At 54.8% G+C, this 16,784-nt stretch carries 19 protein-coding genes; 12 read left to right on the forward strand and 7 right to left on the reverse strand.

The annotated features are described in order from the left end of the window. Nucleotides 1–39: 39 nt before the first annotated feature. Nucleotides 40–1,401: an MASE4 domain-containing protein gene (locus tag ACWKX3_RS06345; RefSeq protein WP_454541474.1), complete on the forward strand. Its 1,362-nt coding sequence runs from the start codon at nt 40–42 to the stop codon at nt 1,399–1,401. A 37-nt stretch (nt 1,402–1,438) separates the two neighbouring features. On the opposite strand, the gene slyA is transcribed toward ACWKX3_RS06345, so the two are convergent. Continuing rightward, entirely contained in the window at nt 1,439–1,879 is a 441-nt protein-coding gene (gene slyA, locus ACWKX3_RS06350; RefSeq protein WP_006174947.1) for a transcriptional regulator SlyA, read from the reverse strand. Between the two features lie 187 nt (nt 1,880–2,066). Between slyA and ACWKX3_RS06355 the strand changes: the two genes are divergently transcribed. From ACWKX3_RS06355 to ACWKX3_RS06365, 3 genes are read left to right on the forward strand one after another with little or no spacing between them, the layout of a single operon-like run. Then, nucleotides 2,067–2,303 carry a DUF1656 domain-containing protein gene (locus ACWKX3_RS06355; RefSeq protein WP_006174946.1) on the forward strand — a complete coding sequence of 79 codons (237 nt, stop codon included), beginning with the start codon at nt 2,067–2,069 and terminating at the stop codon, nt 2,301–2,303. 2 nt (nt 2,304–2,305) lie between these two features. Beyond that, entirely contained in the window at nt 2,306–3,166 is an 861-nt protein-coding gene (locus tag ACWKX3_RS06360) for an efflux RND transporter periplasmic adaptor subunit (RefSeq protein ID WP_236347069.1), read from the forward strand. Beyond that, the gene (locus ACWKX3_RS06365; protein ID WP_454541475.1) at nt 3,166–5,199 is read left to right on the forward strand and encodes an FUSC family protein; all 2,034 of its coding nucleotides are present in this window, start codon (nt 3,166–3,168) and stop codon (nt 5,197–5,199) included. Before ACWKX3_RS06360 ends, ACWKX3_RS06365 begins: the two co-directional genes overlap by 1 nt. Here ACWKX3_RS06365 and sodC read toward each other — a convergent pair. The 3 genes from sodC to ACWKX3_RS06380 all read right to left on the reverse strand — a co-directional run bounded on the left by sodC (nt 5,178) and on the right by ACWKX3_RS06380 (nt 6,962). Then, nucleotides 5,178–5,696: a superoxide dismutase [Cu-Zn] SodC gene (gene sodC, locus ACWKX3_RS06370; RefSeq protein ID WP_102891009.1), complete on the reverse strand. Its 519-nt coding sequence runs from the start codon at nt 5,694–5,696 to the stop codon at nt 5,178–5,180. The genes ACWKX3_RS06365 and sodC overlap by 22 nt on opposite strands. Before the next feature lie 81 nt (nt 5,697–5,777). Further along, a complete protein-coding gene (locus ACWKX3_RS06375; protein ID WP_454541476.1) occupies nt 5,778–6,674 on the reverse strand; it encodes an aldo/keto reductase in 897 nt (298 codons plus the stop codon). 48 nt (nt 6,675–6,722) lie between these two features. After that, on the reverse strand, nt 6,723–6,962 hold the full coding sequence (locus ACWKX3_RS06380; protein ID WP_006174941.1) for a DUF1289 domain-containing protein: 240 nt from the start codon (nt 6,960–6,962) through the stop codon (nt 6,723–6,725). A 148-nt stretch (nt 6,963–7,110) separates the two neighbouring features. Between ACWKX3_RS06380 and eptA the strand changes: the two genes are divergently transcribed. The 5 genes from eptA to rnt all read left to right on the forward strand — a co-directional run bounded on the left by eptA (nt 7,111) and on the right by rnt (nt 11,784). Beyond that, nucleotides 7,111–8,751 (forward strand): phosphoethanolamine transferase EptA, encoded by a 1,641-nt coding sequence (gene eptA, locus ACWKX3_RS06385; RefSeq protein ID WP_454541688.1) that lies wholly within the window; start codon nt 7,111–7,113, stop codon nt 8,749–8,751. Between the two features lie 26 nt (nt 8,752–8,777). Next, the gene (locus tag ACWKX3_RS06390; RefSeq protein ID WP_006174939.1) at nt 8,778–9,377 is read left to right on the forward strand and encodes a TetR/AcrR family transcriptional regulator; all 600 of its coding nucleotides are present in this window, start codon (nt 8,778–8,780) and stop codon (nt 9,375–9,377) included. Between the two features lie 54 nt (nt 9,378–9,431). Then, nucleotides 9,432–10,529, forward strand: coding sequence for an alkene reductase (gene nemA / locus ACWKX3_RS06395; RefSeq protein ID WP_006174938.1), 1,098 nt, complete (start codon nt 9,432–9,434; stop codon nt 10,527–10,529). Between the two features lie 100 nt (nt 10,530–10,629). Further along, nucleotides 10,630–11,037: a lactoylglutathione lyase gene (gloA, locus tag ACWKX3_RS06400; RefSeq protein ID WP_006174937.1), complete on the forward strand. Its 408-nt coding sequence runs from the start codon at nt 10,630–10,632 to the stop codon at nt 11,035–11,037. Nucleotides 11,038–11,133: 96 nt separating this feature from the next. Continuing rightward, on the forward strand, nt 11,134–11,784 hold the full coding sequence (rnt, locus tag ACWKX3_RS06405; RefSeq protein ID WP_006174936.1) for a ribonuclease T: 651 nt from the start codon (nt 11,134–11,136) through the stop codon (nt 11,782–11,784). A gap of 42 nt (nt 11,785–11,826) precedes the next feature. On the opposite strand, the gene grxD is transcribed toward rnt, so the two are convergent. Continuing rightward, nucleotides 11,827–12,174, reverse strand: coding sequence for a monothiol glutaredoxin 4 (gene grxD / locus ACWKX3_RS06410; RefSeq protein ID WP_313829695.1), 348 nt, complete (start codon nt 12,172–12,174; stop codon nt 11,827–11,829). Nucleotides 12,175–12,512: 338 nt separating this feature from the next. Between grxD and ACWKX3_RS06415 the strand changes: the two genes are divergently transcribed. Together ACWKX3_RS06415 and sodB are read left to right on the forward strand one after the other, a co-directional pair. Further along, nucleotides 12,513–13,283, forward strand: a complete 771-nt coding sequence (locus ACWKX3_RS06415) for a C40 family peptidase (RefSeq protein WP_006174934.1) — start codon at nt 12,513–12,515, stop codon at nt 13,281–13,283. A 122-nt stretch (nt 13,284–13,405) separates the two neighbouring features. After that, nucleotides 13,406–13,987 carry a superoxide dismutase [Fe] gene (sodB, locus tag ACWKX3_RS06420; RefSeq protein WP_006174933.1) on the forward strand — a complete coding sequence of 194 codons (582 nt, stop codon included), beginning with the start codon at nt 13,406–13,408 and terminating at the stop codon, nt 13,985–13,987. Nucleotides 13,988–14,023: 36 nt separating this feature from the next. On the opposite strand, the gene ACWKX3_RS06425 is transcribed toward sodB, so the two are convergent. Both ACWKX3_RS06425 and cydH read right to left on the reverse strand, forming a co-directional pair. Continuing rightward, a complete protein-coding gene (locus tag ACWKX3_RS06425; protein WP_006174932.1) occupies nt 14,024–15,190 on the reverse strand; it encodes an MFS transporter in 1,167 nt (388 codons plus the stop codon). A gap of 165 nt (nt 15,191–15,355) precedes the next feature. Beyond that, complete coding sequence (gene cydH / locus ACWKX3_RS06430; RefSeq protein ID WP_042319665.1) at nt 15,356–15,445, reverse strand: cytochrome bd-I oxidase subunit CydH; 90 nt, start codon at nt 15,443–15,445, stop codon at nt 15,356–15,358. Nucleotides 15,446–15,742: 297 nt separating this feature from the next. Here cydH and purR point away from each other — a divergent pair, with 297 nt between their 5' ends. After that, a complete protein-coding gene (purR, locus tag ACWKX3_RS06435) occupies nt 15,743–16,768 on the forward strand; it encodes an HTH-type transcriptional repressor PurR (RefSeq protein ID WP_006174930.1) in 1,026 nt (341 codons plus the stop codon). The last annotated feature ends 16 nt before the right edge of the window (nt 16,769–16,784 follow it).

The following is a 16,784-nucleotide window of genomic DNA, read 5'->3' on the forward strand; positions in this document are numbered from 1 at the left end:
AAACTCGCCGCCTTTATTCATTTTTTTGTTAAGATTATTATGCTTGCGATTGGTCGATATGTAAAAAATAGATACATTCCTTTCTTTTTGGGGAGCTTTTTTGTTATAGGGATATTACATTTCCTGTTTTTGCAACTCGTTAAACACGTCCCCTCTTTTTCACCTTTGTTATTCCCCACGCTGACCATTTTTTTGCTGGTCTTTCATTCGGTTATCGCCTGCTTTATGGTGATGAAATACTGGTGTGACAAACGGCGGTTGTATCTTGTCGCTATCGCGCTTGCCTTTACCGGCTCTGCGTTGCTGATGGTTGGGACGCTCACCAGCTTTCCGGCGTGGCTGAACCTCTATCAGTTCAGTACCATCAACTATAACGATGCGATGATCTATTACATGTTTCGCCATATCCTGATGGCGGTGTTGTTTATTGTATCTGCCCTGCTGTATGTCGTGCGTGATGTTCCCCTTTCCCGCATGACGCATATTTTTCTTTTTTTTGGCATGCTTCTTTTTACCGCGGTGATAATCACCCTCGCCTGGTTCTACTCCAGCCATTCGTCGTTTTTCTCTCTGGACCTGATCGATAATGAAACCCGACATTTTATGGCTATATGGAACCGGGTGATTAACATTATCTTAATCGTGCTGTGGGTCGCGACGTTTGTCACGCTGATGATTATTACCCGGATACGTAATATGTTTTGGGTCAGCGGTAATTTCTTATCGTTGTGTTATTTCGGGACGCTTTTGATGATGCTGTTAGCCGGGCAGGCTGAAGATATTTCCTGGTATCGTGCGCGTTTATTTGAGACCATTGCCACGCTGTTGATTATATTTGTTCTGCTTTATGATGTATTTAACCTCTATCGTGAATCACATTTGAAGTATCAGCAATCTTATCAAAACTCCATACGTGACCCTCTTACGCGTCTGTACAACCGCAGTTACTTTTACGACGCACTCAACCATTCGCTGCGCAGCGCGAGCCGTACCCAGCCGGTTTCCGTTGTCGTAAGCGATCTCGATCGCTTCAAGCGTATCAACGACTGCTACGGGCACCTTCAGGGCGATAAGGTATTAAAATTTGTCGCCAGGCTGCTGATGGACTCGGTGCGCCCGGATGACATTGCTGCGCGTATCGGGGGCGAAGAGTTCGTTCTGATGCTGGCGAATACCCCGCCGGACACGGCTCGCCAGGTGGCGGAGCGGATCCGCGAGAAGCTCAGCAGTTTCGATAGAAACAGCAGCGAGGAACAACTGCCTGAACCCATTACCATCAGCATGGGTGTCTTTACGGCGACGTCAGCCGAAACGACGGCGGAAACGTGCGTGGAGTGCGCCGATAAGGCGATGTATGAAGCGAAAGAGACGGGTCGCAACCGGGTGGTGGTTTACTCGTGAAAAAAAGGCCTTGCATCAGCAAGGCCTTTTTGCAGGATCAGTCGCGCGACTGCAGTTCGTGGATGTTTTGCTCGAGGCGAGCAACAAGCCCGATGAGCATCTCCAGTTCTTCAGGTGAAATCCCGGACAGGATCTCCCCTCGCGTCTTGCTGATGACGGCCTCCATCTCGGTGATGATTGGCGCGGCTTTTTCAGTCAGTTTAATACGCTTAGCGCGTCGGTCGCTGGCGCAGGTCTGCCGGGATATCAGTCCCTTCTCCTCCAGCTGATCGAGCGTACGTACCAGCGAAGGCTGCTCAATGCCGATCGCCTTTGCCAGTTGAATTTGTGACTGGTCGGGCGGAAGCTGATGGATGTTATGCAGCGTAACCCAATGCGTCTGTGTCAATTCCAGAGGTTTCAGGCGATGGTCAATCAGAGCACGCCAGACGCGTACCAACCTTGCCAGATCAGAACCTAATGGCGATTCCAATTTCATCTCCTTATAATTAGCTTGCTAAGTTATTATACTGATTTTAGAATAGTGTGCAGCATTTGTATTGCCAAAACAAATGCAATACTGCATACAGCCGATGTTGTCAGTATGATTTACACTGAATATTCATGCGTCGTCATGTAAAAACAGGCCATCGTGGCATTCTCCTCACTGCAAAGGATCTCTGCTCGTGACGTTCTCGTTAAGCTCCGCGGGATTACCCCTCCAGGACCTGGTTGTCGGAGCATCCGTCTATTTTCCGCCGCTGTTTAAAGCTGTCCTGCTGGGCTTTTTGATCTGGCTTGTGGCACACCGCGTGCTGCGTGACTGGATGTACTCCGGCGAAATCTGGCATCCGATGCTGATGGATCTCTCCCTCTTTGCCCTCTCCGTGTGTCTTGGCCTTGCCGTATTGGTTGTGTGGTGAATATGTCCCTGAAAACGCTTAAATACTTTTCCACTCTTTTGGTTCTGGCGCTGGCACTCATCGCGGGTTGGTGGATGTGGAACTACTACATGCAATCGCCCTGGACGCGGGACGGCAAGGTCCGTGCGGAACAGGTCAGTATTACCCCCCAGGTATCGGGCACGATCACCGCGCTGATGGTGAAGGATAATCAGTTCGTTAAACAGGGTGATGTGTTGTTCCGCATTGATGAGACGCCTTTCCACATTGCGGTCCTCAATGCGCAGGCGCAACTTGCTAAAGCCCAGTCCGATCTGGCGAAAGCCAATAATGAAGCCAACCGTCGTCGCCATCTGTCCCAGAACTATATTTCGGCGGAGGATCTGGACACCGCCAACCTCAACGTAAAGGCAATGCAGGCAAGCGTTGAGGTGGCACAGGCCACGCTGAAACAGGCGCAGTGGCAACTTACCCAGACCGTGGTAAAAGCGCCCGTCGACGGCTGGATAACAAACCTCTCCACCCGCGTGGGCGATTATGCCACCACCGGACAGCCTGTCTTTGCGTTAGTCGACAGCCACTCGTTTTACGTAGTCGGCTACTTCGAGGAAACCAAGCTGCGTCATATTCAGACCGGCGCGCCAGCGACCATAACGCTCTACAGCGGCTCGCAGACGTTACAGGGTCACGTCTCCAGTATCGGCCGTGCCATTTACGATCAGAGCGTCGAGGCCGATTCTGGCCTGGTGCCGGACATCAAACCTAACGTGCCCTGGGTGCGCCTAGCGCAGCGCGTGCCGGTCCGGGTGGAGTTCGATACCCTTCCGCAAGGCATCACGCTGGTATCCGGTACCACCTGCACCGTCTCAATCGGGTCACACTGATGAACCTGCAGGCGTTCTCCTGGCGCAATACGCCGTGGATCAAAGCGACGCGCCCGCAGTGGCGCTACGCCTTGCGCAACGGCATTGCGATGTGTCTGGCGCTTACCGTTGCGTATTATCTCAATCTGGATCAACCCTACTGGGCAATGACCTCGGCGGCAGTGGTCAGCTTCCCGACCGTCGGCGGCGTGATCAGCAAAAGTCTGGGCCGCGTCGCGGGGAGTTTACTCGGGGCTACGGCCGCACTGATTATCGCCGGACATACCCTGAACGATCCGTGGCTCTTTTTACTGAGCATGGCCGGATGGCTTGGGTATTGCACCTGGGCCTGCGCGCACTTCACCAACAACGTCGCCTACGCTTTCCAGCTCGCGGGCTATACGGCGGCTATCATCGCCTTCCCGGTCGTCAACGTGCTGGACACCACCGAGCTGTGGGATATCGCCCAGGCGCGCGTCTGTGAAGTTATCGTTGGGATCTTGTGTGGCGGGGTGATGATGATGATCCTGCCCAGTACCTCAGACGGTACCGCGCTTATCACCGCCCTGAAGACGATGCATGCGCGCCTGCTGGAACACGCCAGTCTGCTGTGGCAGCCTGACACCAACGATGATATTCGCCTGGCACATGAAAAGGTCATCGGGCAGATCCTGACCATGAATCTGCTGCGCATTCAGGCGTTCTGGAGCCATTACCGCTTTCGCCGCCAGAACACGCTCCTGAACTATCTTCTGCATCAGCAGTTGCGGATGACCAGCGCCATCTCCAGCCTGCGCAGGATGCTGCTGAACTGGCCCGACTCGCCTGTCCATACCCGAGAGGTTATCGATACGCTGCTCGCCACCCTCGCCCGACCGGATGCGGATATCTATACCGTGGCGCGAATTATCGCCCCGCTCGCCCCAACGGATGAATATGACTATCGCCACCGGGCCTTCTGGCAGCGCCTGAACTATTTTTGCCGGCTCTATCTGCGCAGCAGCCGCTGGATCCGGGCGATTGAGAATGCCACGCCGATAACAGAATTCGCCGTACCGGGCAGCCCGGCGCTGGCGCGCCATACCGACTATATGGAAGCCTTGTGGAGCGGGTTTCGCACCTTCTGTGCGCTGACGCTGGTTGGCGCATGGAGCATCACCACCCAATGGGAATCCGGCAGCGCCGCCCTCACCCTGGCCGCCATCAGCTGCGTGCTCTATTCCGTTGTCGCCTCGCCGTTCAACTCGCTGACGCTGCTGCTTCGCACGCTGGTGCTGCTGTCCTTATTCAGTTTTGTCGTCAAGTTTGGGTTGATGGTGCAGATAAGCGATCTCTGGCAGTTTCTGCTGTTTCTCTTTCCGCTATTAATCACCATGCAGTTGCTGAAACTGCAAATGCCGAAGCTGGCGGGCCTGTGGGGACAGCTGATCGTCTTTATGGGGTCATTTATCTCGGTCACAAATCCACCGGTCTATGATTACGCTGACTTCCTCAATGACAATCTGGCCAAAATTTTAGGCGTGGGGCTGGCGTGGTTAGCGTTCGCCGTGCTGCGTCCCGGGTCCGATGCCCGTAAAAGCCGCCGTCATATTCGGGAATTACGCAGGGGATTCGTCGATCAGCTCAGCCGCAGACCGCATCTGCGCGAGAGCGAGTATGAGTCGCTGGTGTATCACCACGTCAGCCAGCTCAATAACAGTCAGGACTCCCTTGCGCGCCGCTGGCTGCTTCGCTGGGGCGTGGTATTGCTGAACTGTTCGCATGTGGTCTGGCAGCTGCGTGCCTGGGAGACGCGTTCCGATCCGCTGTCGCAGGTTCGGGATGTCTGTATCTCTCTGCTGCGGGATGTCATGAGCGAGCGTGGCGTTCAGCAGCGGTCGCTTAGCGTCACGCTCGCCGAACTGCAGCGCATTTGCGATACCCTGGCGCGCCATCATTTGCCTGCGGCGCGGGATTTAGCGTCGATAATCTGGCGGCTGCACTGTTCGCTGTCGCAGCTCGAACAAGCGCCGCCGCCGGGTACAATTGGCGATCAGATCACCCCGCAGGCGTAGCGTGCTCCCCCGCCGCCGAGCGGTTTAGGTTGATCGGACATGTTATCGCCACCAACGTGGATCATCAGCGACTTACCTTTTACCTCGTCCAGCTTTTTCAGCCGTGGCGCTGTTACGGGGTCCGTGGCTTTGCCATCGTTATTCACGACCAGCACCGGCAGGTCCCCTAAGTGCCCCATTCCTTCCGGGCCTTCATGTTTACCGGTGTGCTCAGGATCGAGGTGGCCGCCCGCCGCTTCTGCCGCCGACGCTTTACCCTCTTTTATCGCGGGCTGACAACTACCATTGGCATGAACATGGAAGCCATGTTCACCGGGAGGAAGCGCTTTGAGATTGGGGGCAAACTCCAGTCCTTTGTCCGATTCGGTGATGGTCACCGTCCCGATGGACTGTCCAACCCCCTGAGAGGTGACGAGATTCATTTCTACTTCATCGCTGGCTGCCTGCGCGCCTGCGCAAACAGCCAGTGCCACTAATGCCAGAGCAAAACGTTTCATGTAACCTCCGTTGATTATTTTTTGCTCCTTAAGTTTAAACCAGGAGCTGAGTAATCACCGGAAAGTCACCGCGTTACCCGATCACGGAACGTCGTAACCGAGCGCCGCCTTGCGAATACGGAACCACTGCTGGCGGGTCATCTGCAGTTCTTCAGCGCCCAGCGCGGCGCGCACGCGTTCAATCTTGCCGGAACCAATAATCGGCAGCGGTTTTGACGGCAGACGCAGGATCCACGCATACACGGCCTGCTCAATGCTCTCAGCGTTGAGTTCACGGGCAACGGTTTCCAGCTCATCACGCAGCGGCTGGAAGGCTTCATCATTGAACAGCCGTCCGCCGCCGAGGCAAGACCACGCCATAGGACGAATGCGCAACTGCTGCAGCTGGTCGAGCGTGCCATCCAGCAGCAGCGGCTGGTGAACCGGTGAAATCTCAACCTGATTAGTCGCCAGCGTGAACGGCAGTCGCGACTGCAACAGTGCGAACTGGGCTGGCGTGAAGTTCGAGACGCCGAAGTGGCGCACTTTGCCGCTCTGATGAAGATTGAGGAACGCTTCAGCCACCTCATCGGCATCCATCAGCGGATCGGGGCGGTGAATTAACAGCAGGTCGATATGGTCTGTGGCCAGATTCACCAGCGACTGCTCGGCGCTCTTAACGATGTGTGCGCTGTCGGTGATGTAATGGCCGAGGGCATGTTCAGGTTTTGCCGTGGTGGCGATACCGCATTTCGTCACGATCTCCATTCTGGCACGCAGCGCAGGCACACGTTTCAGCGCCTCGCCAAAGGCCGCTTCACACGCATAGCCGCCATAAATATCAGCATGGTCGACGGTGGTGATGCCAAGATCGAGGTGTTCTTCAATAAAGCTCGCCAGCTGGGGAGCGGACATATTCCAGTCCATCAAACGCCAGTAACCCATCACAAAGCGGGAAAATTCCGGGCCCTGCGGGGCAAGAGTAATACGCTGAACCATAACAATTTCCTCAGAGAAGTTATGTCATCAGTATACGCAATTACCTTGCTAAAACAGTGAAGGTTGCTGGGGTTCTTCGCTTTCAACCGCTTTGTTTGCGCGTAATTTGCGCAGGAGACGCTGCCGGCACAGGCGAAGCACCTCCTGCTTTTGCGGATCGCTTAAATGTTGCCAGTTGAACCGTTCATCGCGGGTACGCATACAGCCGCGACAAAATCCGCGTTCATCCGACTGGCAAATCCCCCGGCAAGGGCTCTGGACGGGGAAAAACTCCAGCTGCTCTGCCACACACACCTCCGCAAACCGTTTATCACCTACAGTGAAGACGCTAAACACGGCGTCTGCAAGGGCTTTACCACAGAAATGTGGCATTAAGGTTTCACTAATCTTCCCGCCTTATACTCAACAAATCACAATAAAGAATGGTTTGTTAATGATGTGGTTTGCCAAAAAGTTACACTGTAACGACATGAAGTTCACGCTCGGTTGTGCTCTCTTCTTCACCGCGCTAAACGCGTTGTTCATTCACCGCAGCTGGCAGATTATTGCCCCTGCTCATCTGCACGACATGCTGTTCGCAGCGTCTGTTCCGCTGGTGCTGTTTTGCGGCTGGGTCATTGTCTTCAGCCTGCTGAATATCCCGTTTATCCGCAAGCCGCTGATGATCATCCTGACCATGGGATGCGCCGCCGCCACCTACTTTATGTATACCTACGGTGCGGTTATCGACCAGAACATGATCGTCAACGTATTCGAAACCAATTCCCAGGAAGCCACCGCGCTGCTGACGCCGCAGATCGTGTTGTGGATTGTCATTGCAGGGGTGGTGCCGTCGGTGGTGCTGGCTCTGACGACGATCCGCGCGGGGAAATGGTGGTACGCCCTGCTCATGCGGGTCGCGGCCATGCTGGGCGCGCTGCTGGTGATCGTACTGATCGCCTCTGTGTTTTATAAGGACTACGCCTCGTTATTTCGTAATAACAAAAGCATTGTGAAAATGGTCACCCCGGCGAACTACGTCAGCGCGGTTATCAAATACAGCAAAACCCGCTGGTTTGCAGGCAATCAAACGCTGGTGCGCATCGGGGAGGATGCCCATAAAGGGGTGCTGATTTCCGGCCAACAGAAGAAAACGGTTCTGGTCGTGGTCGTCGGTGAAGCCTCACGCGCGGCGAACTACTCGCTAAATGGCTATGGTCGCGAAACGACCCCGGAACTGGAAAAGCGAAAGGTGATTTCCTTCCCCCAGGCCTCGTCCTGCGGTACCGAGACCGCGGTGTCGGTTCCCTGCATGTTCTCCGGTATGACCCGAAAAAATTATGATGCCGATCTGGCCCATCACCAGGAAGGCCTGCTCGACGTGCTCCGCCATGCGGGCATCAACCTGCTGTGGCGTGATAATGACGGCGGTTGTAAAGGCGCCTGCGATCGGGTGCCGCACACGGACATGACGCAGTGGAAGCTGGATACATTCTGTAAAGACCAGTCCTGCATCGACGACGTCAACCTCTACCGTCTTGATAACGTGCTGGACGGGCTGAAACAGGACAGCGTTCTGGTCATACACCTGATGGGCAGCCACGGTCCGGCCTATTACAACCGCTATCCCAGCAGTTTCCGGAAATTCACCCCGACCTGTGATACCAATGAAATTCAGGACTGCGATCATCAGTCACTGATTAACACCTACGACAACACGATTCTGTACACCGACAGCGTGGTCAGTAAAACCATCGACGCGCTGAAAGCGCGCCAGAGCAGCATGAATACGGCGCTGATCTACCTGTCTGATCACGGTGAATCGCTGGGCGAAAGCGGAATTTATCTGCACGGCACGCCGTACATGCTGGCGCCGGAACAGCAGACGCACATTCCGTTCGTGTTCTGGCTCTCCCCGGACTATGCGAAAAACTTTGGCGTTGATGAGCAGTGCTTACGTGATTATGCAGCAAAAAATGCGGTGTCACAGGACAACTTGTTCTCAACGGTGCTGGGGATGATGGACGTGAAATCAACGGTTTATCAGCAGCAGCTGGATATTGTCAACGCATGCAGACACGAAATCGGCTTGCATTAGACCGAATGGTCTAATACAGTGCAGCGATGAGCAGACACACTGAACACGATACGCGCGAACATCTACTGGCTACCGGCGAGCGTCTTTGCATGCATCGCGGGTTTACCGGAATGGGGCTGAGCGAACTGTTAAAAACCGCCGAAGTGCCGAAGGGATCGTTTTATCACTATTTTCGATCCAAAGAAGCCTTCGGCGTGGCGATGCTTGAGCGGCACTATGCCAGCTATCATCAGCGCCTCGCCACCCATTTTGCCCAGGGTGAAGGCAACTATCGGGATCGTGTGCTGAACTACTATCAGGAAACGCTGACCCAGTTCTGTCAGCAGGGCATTATCAGCGGTTGCCTGACGGTAAAACTTTCTGCCGAGGTGTGCGATCTTTCCGAAGATATGCGCGCAGCCATGGATAAAGGCGCCACGGGTGTTATCGCCCTGCTTGCACAGGCGCTGGAGAAAGGTCGCGACGAAAAAACGCTGGCCTTCTCCGGAGAGCCGTTAACCCAGGCGCAGGTTCTTTATGCTCTGTGGTTAGGTGCCAATCTTCAGGCCAAAATTTCTCGCAGTGCCGCACCGCTTGAAAGCGCCCTGGCACATGTGAAATGCACGATTACAGCGCCTGGCGTTTAGCAGGCGTTTTTTATTTACCTTGTTACTAGTCGACTGGTCTACTCAGGAGTCTTTATGTCCGATGAAAAATTATTTACCCCACTGAAAGTGGGTGCTGTTACTGCACCAAACCGCGTATTCATGGCCCCGCTTACCCGTCTGCGCAGCATTGAGCCGGGTGATATTCCAACTCCACTGATGGGTGAATACTATCGTCAGCGCGCAAGCTCTGGCCTGATCATCTCCGAAGCAACCCAGATTTCCGCTCAGGCGAAAGGCTACGCGGGCGCACCAGGCCTGCACAGCCCGGAGCAGATTGCCGCGTGGAAGAAAATCACCGCTGGCGTGCACGCTGACGATGGCCGCATCGCGGTGCAGCTGTGGCACACCGGGCGTATCTCACACAGCAGCATCCAGCCTGGCGGCCAGGCACCGGTTTCCGCCTCGGCCCTGAGCGCCAATACCCGCACCTCCCTGCGCGATGAAAACGGCAACGCCATTCGCGTTGATACGTCCATGCCGCGTGCGCTGGAGCTGGACGAGATCCCGGGTATCGTCAATGATTTCCGTCAGGCGGTCGCGAATGCGCGTGAAGCCGGTTTCGACATGGTTGAACTGCACTCGGCCCATGGCTACCTGCTGCACCAGTTCCTCTCCCCATCTTCTAACCACCGTACCGACCAATACGGCGGCAGCGTTGAGAACCGCGCGCGTCTGGTACTGGAAGTGGTGGACGCAGTGTGTAAAGAGTGGAGCGCTGACCGTATCGGTATCCGCGTCTCCCCGATCGGTACGTTCCAGAATGTGGACAACGGCCCGAATGAAGAAGCAGACGCGCTGTATTTGATTGAAGAACTGGCCAAACGCGGCATTGCCTACCTGCACATGTCCGAGCCAGACTGGGCTGGCGGTCAGCCATACACCGAAGCGTTCCGTCAGAAAGTGCGCGATCGTTTCCACGGGGTGATCATCGGTGCGGGCGCGTACACGCCTGAGAAAGCAGAAGACTTGATCAACAAAGGTCTGATCGATGCCGTTGCGTTTGGTCGCGATTTCATCGCTAACCCGGACCTGGTCGCACGTCTTAAACATAAAGCAGAGCTTAACCCTCAGCGTCCGGAAAGCTTCTACGGCGGCGGCGCGGAAGGCTACACCGACTACCCTACGCTCTAATCCCGTCATTGTGCATTGATAGCGGCGACATATCGCCGCTATACTAAAACATCGTTTCTGTTAAAAAAGATAATCCTTTCCATTGGTTAATGAGGAAATTATGCGCCTACTTCACACCATGCTGCGCGTTGGCGACCTGCAACGTTCTATCGATTTCTACACTAACGTACTGGGCATGAAACTGCTGCGCACCAGCGAAAACCCGGAATACAAATACTCGCTGGCCTTCGTGGGCTATGGCCCGGAATCCGATGAAGCGGTTATCGAACTGACCTATAACTGGGGCGTGGAGAGCTATGACCTGGGCAATGCCTACGGCCATATCGCGCTGGAAGTGGATAACGCAGCCGAAGCCTGTGAACGCATCCGCAGCAACGGCGGCAACGTCACGCGTGAAGCGGGCCCGGTTAAAGGCGGCACAACCGTGATTGCCTTCGTTGAAGATCCGGACGGTTACAAAATCGAACTGATTGAAGCCAAAGACGCCGGTCGCGGTCTGGGCAACTGATCCCCCAGGGCGCATTTGCGCCCTGTTGTTTTACTGCATCCCCTGCCAAAATTTGCCATAATGCGCACTGCTTTTTTCCCCATGTAAGAGACCCTGATGTCCGATAACGCTCAATTTACCGGTCTGTGCGACCGTTTTCGTGGTTTTTATCCCGTTGTCATTGATGTAGAAACAGCCGGATTTAACGCTAAAACCGATGCGCTGCTTGAGATTGCCGCCATAACGCTGAAAATGGATGAACAGGGCTGGCTTACACCGGACACCACGCTGCATTTCCACGTTGAACCCTTCGAAGGGGCGAATCTGCAGCCCGAGGCGCTGGCGTTTAACGGCATAGATCCGAAAAACCCGCTGCGCGGCGCGGTGAGCGAGTACGACGCGCTTCACGCCATTTTTAAAATGGTGCGTAAAGGCATGAAAGATAACGACTGTAGCCGCGCCATTATGGTGGCGCACAACGCCACCTTCGACCACAGTTTTACGATGGCTGCCGCCGAGCGCGCCTCACTTAAGCGCAACCCTTTCCACCCTTTCGTAACCTTTGACACAGCGGCGCTGAGCGGTCTGGCGCTCGGTCAGACGGTGTTGTCAAAAGCCTGCATCACCGCAGGAATCGAATTTGACGGCACGCAGGCGCACTCCGCGCTCTATGATACCGAGCGCACAGCCGAATTGTTCTGCGAAATCGTGAACCGCTGGAAGCGGTTAGGCGGCTGGCCGCTGCCGATGGGCGAGAACGACGCATAAAAAAAGCGACCGAAAGGTCGCTTTTTTACAGGGGCAGCAAGATTATTCTGCGCCCGGCTCTTCGGTTTTGTACTTCTCCGCAGTCTCTTTGATCAGCTGCTGCAGTTCGCCACGCTGATACATTTCGATCAGGATGTCGCAGCCGCCAACCAGCTCGCCATCAATCCACAGCTGTGGGAAGGTCGGCCAGTTTGCGTATTTTGGCAGTTCAGCACGGATGTCAGGGTTTTGCAGGATATCAACGTAAGCAAAACGCTCACCACAGGCAGACAGCGCCTGAACCGCTTGCGCGGAGAAACCGCAGCTAGGCAGCTTCGGAGAACCTTTCATGTACAGGAGAATCGGGTTTTCAGCGATCTGGCGCTGGATTTTTTCAATAGTGGTGCTCATGTTTTGCTTCCTTTAACTTCTGTTACGGCAATTGTCTGACATTGTAGCGGTTCAGACAGACATCGGAAAATAACATTTTAGTCACGTTTATATATTTTAACGTGTGTGGCTATAAGTTGCATTGAAAATGGTGCTTACCCCTTCTCCCGCTAAGGTTTTGCTTAGGGAGTGAACAATAGGGCTACAGAACGATGAATTTTTTTGCACTTGCTAACGAAACACGTTTTTAGAGTGAAAAATGCTATTAACTTCCCGGGTTTTTATAGATTAGAATCGACGGGCTTTGTAAATCACACGCGGGCATTATTGATGGCCTGCAATTATCAGGGGACTGCCCAGTGGCGCGGATAAATAAAATCTCGATCACGCTCTGTGCTTTACTGTTTACATCACTCTCATTCACGCCAGCGGCGAACGCCTCTGAACAGGCGCGGCATTCTGCTGTACAAAAAACGCATCTGGCGAAAACCACAGAACGTAAGAAAAAAACTCCCGGCAAGACCGTTAAGAAAAAAACCACCGCTCAGACCAAACAAACCGCCTCCAGCAAGACCAAATCGAAAACCAAAACCTCCCGCACCCACACGCGTAAAACTACCCAGACAGCTGCCAGGCTCGTGAGCGAAAAATGCACGGTGCGCAAGGGGCATAAATCGACGTGCACCAAAGCCACCAAACTCGCGGAAGTGCATAAGGTGCGCATGCAAAAAGCGCAAAAGACGGCGATGAATAAACTGATGGGGCAAATTGGTAAACCCTATCACTGGGGAGGTTCCTCTCCGCGTACCGGTTTCGACTGCAGCGGCCTGGTCTATTACGCGTATAAGGATCTGGTGAAGTTTCGTATTCCCCGCACCGCGAATGAAATGTACCACCTGCGCGATGCGGCTCCGGTAAACCGTGGCGAACTCCAGAACGGCGACCTGGTGTTCTTCCGCACCCAGGGCCGCGGCACGGCTGATCACGTTGGCGTGTACGTCGGCAATGGAAAATTCATTCAGTCTCCGCGTAGCGGCCAGGATATCCAGATCACCTCTCTCAGCGAAGATTACTGGGTACGCCACTACGTTGGCGCGCGCCGGGTCATGACGCCGAAAACCGTCCGCTAGCCCCTGCCCTGCTACCGTCGTAGCAGGGTAAGCTCCTCTTTTGCATACCCTTTTAATCTGCTACTCTATCCTTGTTGTCTGTAGGGTTATTGGCAACGTATAAAACAATAAGGAGAGAAGCAATGTCGTTCGAATTACCTGCACTACCGTATGCAAAAGACGCCCTGGCACCGCACATTTCTGCGGAAACCCTGGAGTACCATTACGGCAAACACCACCAGACCTACGTCACCAACCTCAACAACCTGATCAAAGGCACCGAGTTTGAAGGCAAAACGCTGGAAGAGATCGTGCGTAGCTCAGAGGGTGGCGTGTTCAACAATGCCGCTCAGGTGTGGAACCACACCTTCTACTGGCACTGCCTGGCACCAAATGCGGGCGGAGAACCTGTTGGTGAACTGGCCGAGGCGATCAACGCGGCGTTTGGCAGCTTCGCGGACTTTAAAGCGAAATTTACCGACGCTGCGGTGAAAAACTTTGGTTCCGGCTGGACATGGCTGGTGAAAGAGGCCAACGGCAAGCTGGCTATCGTGTCGACGTCTAACGCTGGTACACCGCTGACCACCAGCGCCACGCCGCTGATGACGGTGGACGTGTGGGAACACGCCTACTACATCGACTACCGTAACGCGCGCCCTAACTATCTGGAGCACTTCTGGGCGCTGGTTAACTGGGAATTCGTGGCGAAGAACTTCGCCGGGTAAGAGACACGCAGAAGGGTTCGCCCTTCTGCGTTTATTCTATTTTGCAGCGCAGGCCGCTTCAGGCTGTTTTCGCCCGGACATCAGTACAAGCAGCAGGCCAAGCGCGGCCACAATCGCCCCCATCACGGGTACAAAGCCGTAACCCAGACCACCCGAGATCACCGCACCGCCCGCCGCAGCGCCCAGCGCATTCCCCAGGTTGAACGCCCCGATATTGACGGAAGATGAGAGCCCCGGCGCCTCATGAGCAACACGCATCACGCGCATTTGCAGTGGCGGTACCACGGCAAAGGTCGCCGCCCCCCAGACCACCATCGCAATCGCCGCCCCCACTTCAGTGCGCGCAAGCCACGGGATGGCCACCATAATCACAATCAGCAGGGTTAAAAAGCCTTTCAGCGTGCCGGTAACGGAACGGTCTGCCAGCTTCCCGCCAAGGTAATTGCCAATCGAGAAGCCCACGCCAATCAGCACCAGCATCGCGGTAATAAAGATCGGCGTAGCGTGAGTGATCTCATGCAGCACCGGTGAAATATAGGTATAGAGGGTAAACATCGCCCCGGCGCCCAGCACGGTGGTCAATAGCGCGGAAAGAACCTGAGGGCGCACCAGCACCGACAGCTCTTTGCGTACATCAGGGCGTTCTCCGGCGCTGCCCTTCGGCAGGGAGAAGAACAGTGCGGCCATCGCCACAACCCCAAGTGCGGCGGTGGCGAGGAACGACATGCGCCAGCCGATGACTTCACCGAGCCAGGTCGCCGCCGGTACGCCGCCAATATTGGCGATCGTCAGGCCCATAAACATGGTGGCGACCGCGCTGGCCTGCTTGTGTTTGGGAACCACGCTGGCGGCAACGACTGATCCCAGCCCGAAGAAAGCACCGTGGTTGAGGCTGGTCAGAATACGCGACAGCATCAGGGTGGTGTAGTCAGGCGAAATTGCGGAGAGCACATTGCCAAGCGTGAAGATCGCCATCAGGAAAATCAGCGCATTGCGACGCGCGCGGTGCGAGAGCAGCAGCGTCATCAGGGGTGCCCCCACCATCACGCCGATCGCATAGGCGCTGATCAGCATACCAGCCGCCGGTATTGAGACGTCTACGCCCCGCGCGATAACGGGCAGCAAGCCCATCGGGGAGAATTCAGTGGTGCCAATCCCAAAAGCGCCAATCGCCAGGGCCAGCAAGGGGAAATTGATTTTCATGCGTTAACTCCGGATGCCGTGTCGCGTCGTGACACAGAACAATGAAGCCAAAAGCATGACATCAATCACAAAAAATGAGAAGTTTACATTTTGGCAAAAGATTTTTGCCAGAGGGGTAACAATCAGGCGAGGATGTGGAGGGAGACGCCTCTCCCTCCGCGTGAATCAGTGCAGCGCAGCCGTTAAACCACCGGCCACAATCAATGCCAGCACAATAACGGTGGTAACCAGCGAAAACTTCAGATCGGAACTCATCAATTTTTCTCCTTTTAATCACCCCACGAAAAGTGAGCTTGCTCATTTTTACACAGTTCAGGTCAAAAATCTTCCTGGTTTTAACCTGATATCCACTTTTGCTCTTCCCCTTTTCATCAAGATAGGACAAAATTCCACGCTAAATTTATTAGCGTACCGGCCATTGACCCCCTCCTGACGTCCTGTGTCGTTTTCCCGGCGTGTCGCAATTCAAGATTGCGTAATAAGGGTGAGAGAAGGCAAACGTTTACCTTCATGATTATCAGGAGCTTAGGATATGGTCTGGAGTGACATTTAATGGCAACAATAAAAGACGTAGCAAAACGCGCAAACGTTTCCACTACAACCGTATCACATGTTATTAACAAAACTCGCTTTGTTGCTGAAGAGACGCGCAATGCCGTCTGGGCGGCGATCAAAGAGCTGCACTACTCCCCGAGTGCGGTAGCGCGTAGCCTCAAAGTGAATCACACCAAATCGATCGGTTTGCTGGCAACCAGTAGCGAAGCGGCCTATTTCGCAGAAATTATCGAAGCGGTGGAAAAAAACTGCTTCCAGAAAGGCTATACCCTGATTCTGGGCAACGCCTGGAACAACATTGAAAAACAGCGTGCCTACCTTTCAATGATGGCGCAAAAGCGCGTCGACGGCCTGCTGGTGATGTGTTCAGAATACCCGGAATCGGTGCTTTCCATGCTGGAAGAGTACCGTCACATCCCGATGGTGGTGATGGACTGGGGCGAAGCGCGCGCCGATTTCACCGACTCCGTGATTGATAACGCTTTTGAAGGCGGCTATATGGCGGGTCGTTATCTGGTAGAACGCGGGCATCGCGAGATTGGCGTTATTCCCGGCCCGCTTGAGCGCAACACCGGCGCAGGGCGTCTGGCTGGCTTTATGAAAGCGATGGAAGAAGCACTGATCACCGTGCCGGAAAACTGGATTGTGCAGGGCGACTTCGAGCCAGAATCGGGCTATCGCGCCATGCAGCAGATCGTCTCCCAGCAGCCTCGCCCGACCGCCGTCTTCTGCGGGGGCGATATTATGGCAATGGGTGCGCTCTGTGCGGCGGATGAACTGGGTCTGCGCGTGCCGCAGGACATTTCCGTGATCGGGTATGACAACGTGCGTAACGCCCGTTTCTTCACCCCGGCGCTGACCACCATCCACCAGCCGAAAGATTCGCTGGGCGAAACCGCTTTCAACATGCTGATGGACAGGATCGTTAACAAGCGTGAAGAATCGCAGTCTATTGAAGTCCACCCGCGTCTTGTTGAGCGCCGTTCCGTTGCGGATGGCCCTTTCCGCGACTACCGTCGCTAATGGTTAACGGGGCCAG

This window comes from Enterobacter sp. UPMP2052 (genome assembly GCF_053709675.1).

Coding starts and splice junctions, on each gene's coding strand:
- ACWKX3_RS06345 (WP_454541474.1), top strand. CDS start 40: ATGCTTGCGATTGGTCGATATGTAAAAAATAGATACATTCCTTTCTTT.
- slyA (WP_006174947.1), bottom strand. CDS start 1,879: ATGAAATTGGAATCGCCATTAGGTTCTGATCTGGCAAGGTTGGTACGC.
- ACWKX3_RS06360 (WP_236347069.1), top strand. CDS start 2,306: ATGTCCCTGAAAACGCTTAAATACTTTTCCACTCTTTTGGTTCTGGCG.
- ACWKX3_RS06365 (WP_454541475.1), top strand. CDS start 3,166: ATGAACCTGCAGGCGTTCTCCTGGCGCAATACGCCGTGGATCAAAGCG.
- sodC (WP_102891009.1), bottom strand. CDS start 5,696: ATGAAACGTTTTGCTCTGGCATTAGTGGCACTGGCTGTTTGCGCAGGC.
- ACWKX3_RS06375 (WP_454541476.1), bottom strand. CDS start 6,674: ATGGTTCAGCGTATTACTCTTGCCCCGCAGGGCCCGGAATTTTCCCGC.
- eptA (WP_454541688.1), top strand. CDS start 7,111: ATGTGGTTTGCCAAAAAGTTACACTGTAACGACATGAAGTTCACGCTC.
- ACWKX3_RS06390 (WP_006174939.1), top strand. CDS start 8,778: ATGAGCAGACACACTGAACACGATACGCGCGAACATCTACTGGCTACC.
- nemA (WP_006174938.1), top strand. CDS start 9,432: ATGTCCGATGAAAAATTATTTACCCCACTGAAAGTGGGTGCTGTTACT.
- gloA (WP_006174937.1), top strand. CDS start 10,630: ATGCGCCTACTTCACACCATGCTGCGCGTTGGCGACCTGCAACGTTCT.
- rnt (WP_006174936.1), top strand. CDS start 11,134: ATGTCCGATAACGCTCAATTTACCGGTCTGTGCGACCGTTTTCGTGGT.
- grxD (WP_313829695.1), bottom strand. CDS start 12,174: ATGAGCACCACTATTGAAAAAATCCAGCGCCAGATCGCTGAAAACCCG.
- sodB (WP_006174933.1), top strand. CDS start 13,406: ATGTCGTTCGAATTACCTGCACTACCGTATGCAAAAGACGCCCTGGCA.
- ACWKX3_RS06425 (WP_006174932.1), bottom strand. CDS start 15,190: ATGAAAATCAATTTCCCCTTGCTGGCCCTGGCGATTGGCGCTTTTGGG.
- cydH (WP_042319665.1), bottom strand. CDS start 15,445: ATGAGTTCCGATCTGAAGTTTTCGCTGGTTACCACCGTTATTGTGCTG.
- purR (WP_006174930.1), top strand. CDS start 15,743: ATGGCAACAATAAAAGACGTAGCAAAACGCGCAAACGTTTCCACTACA.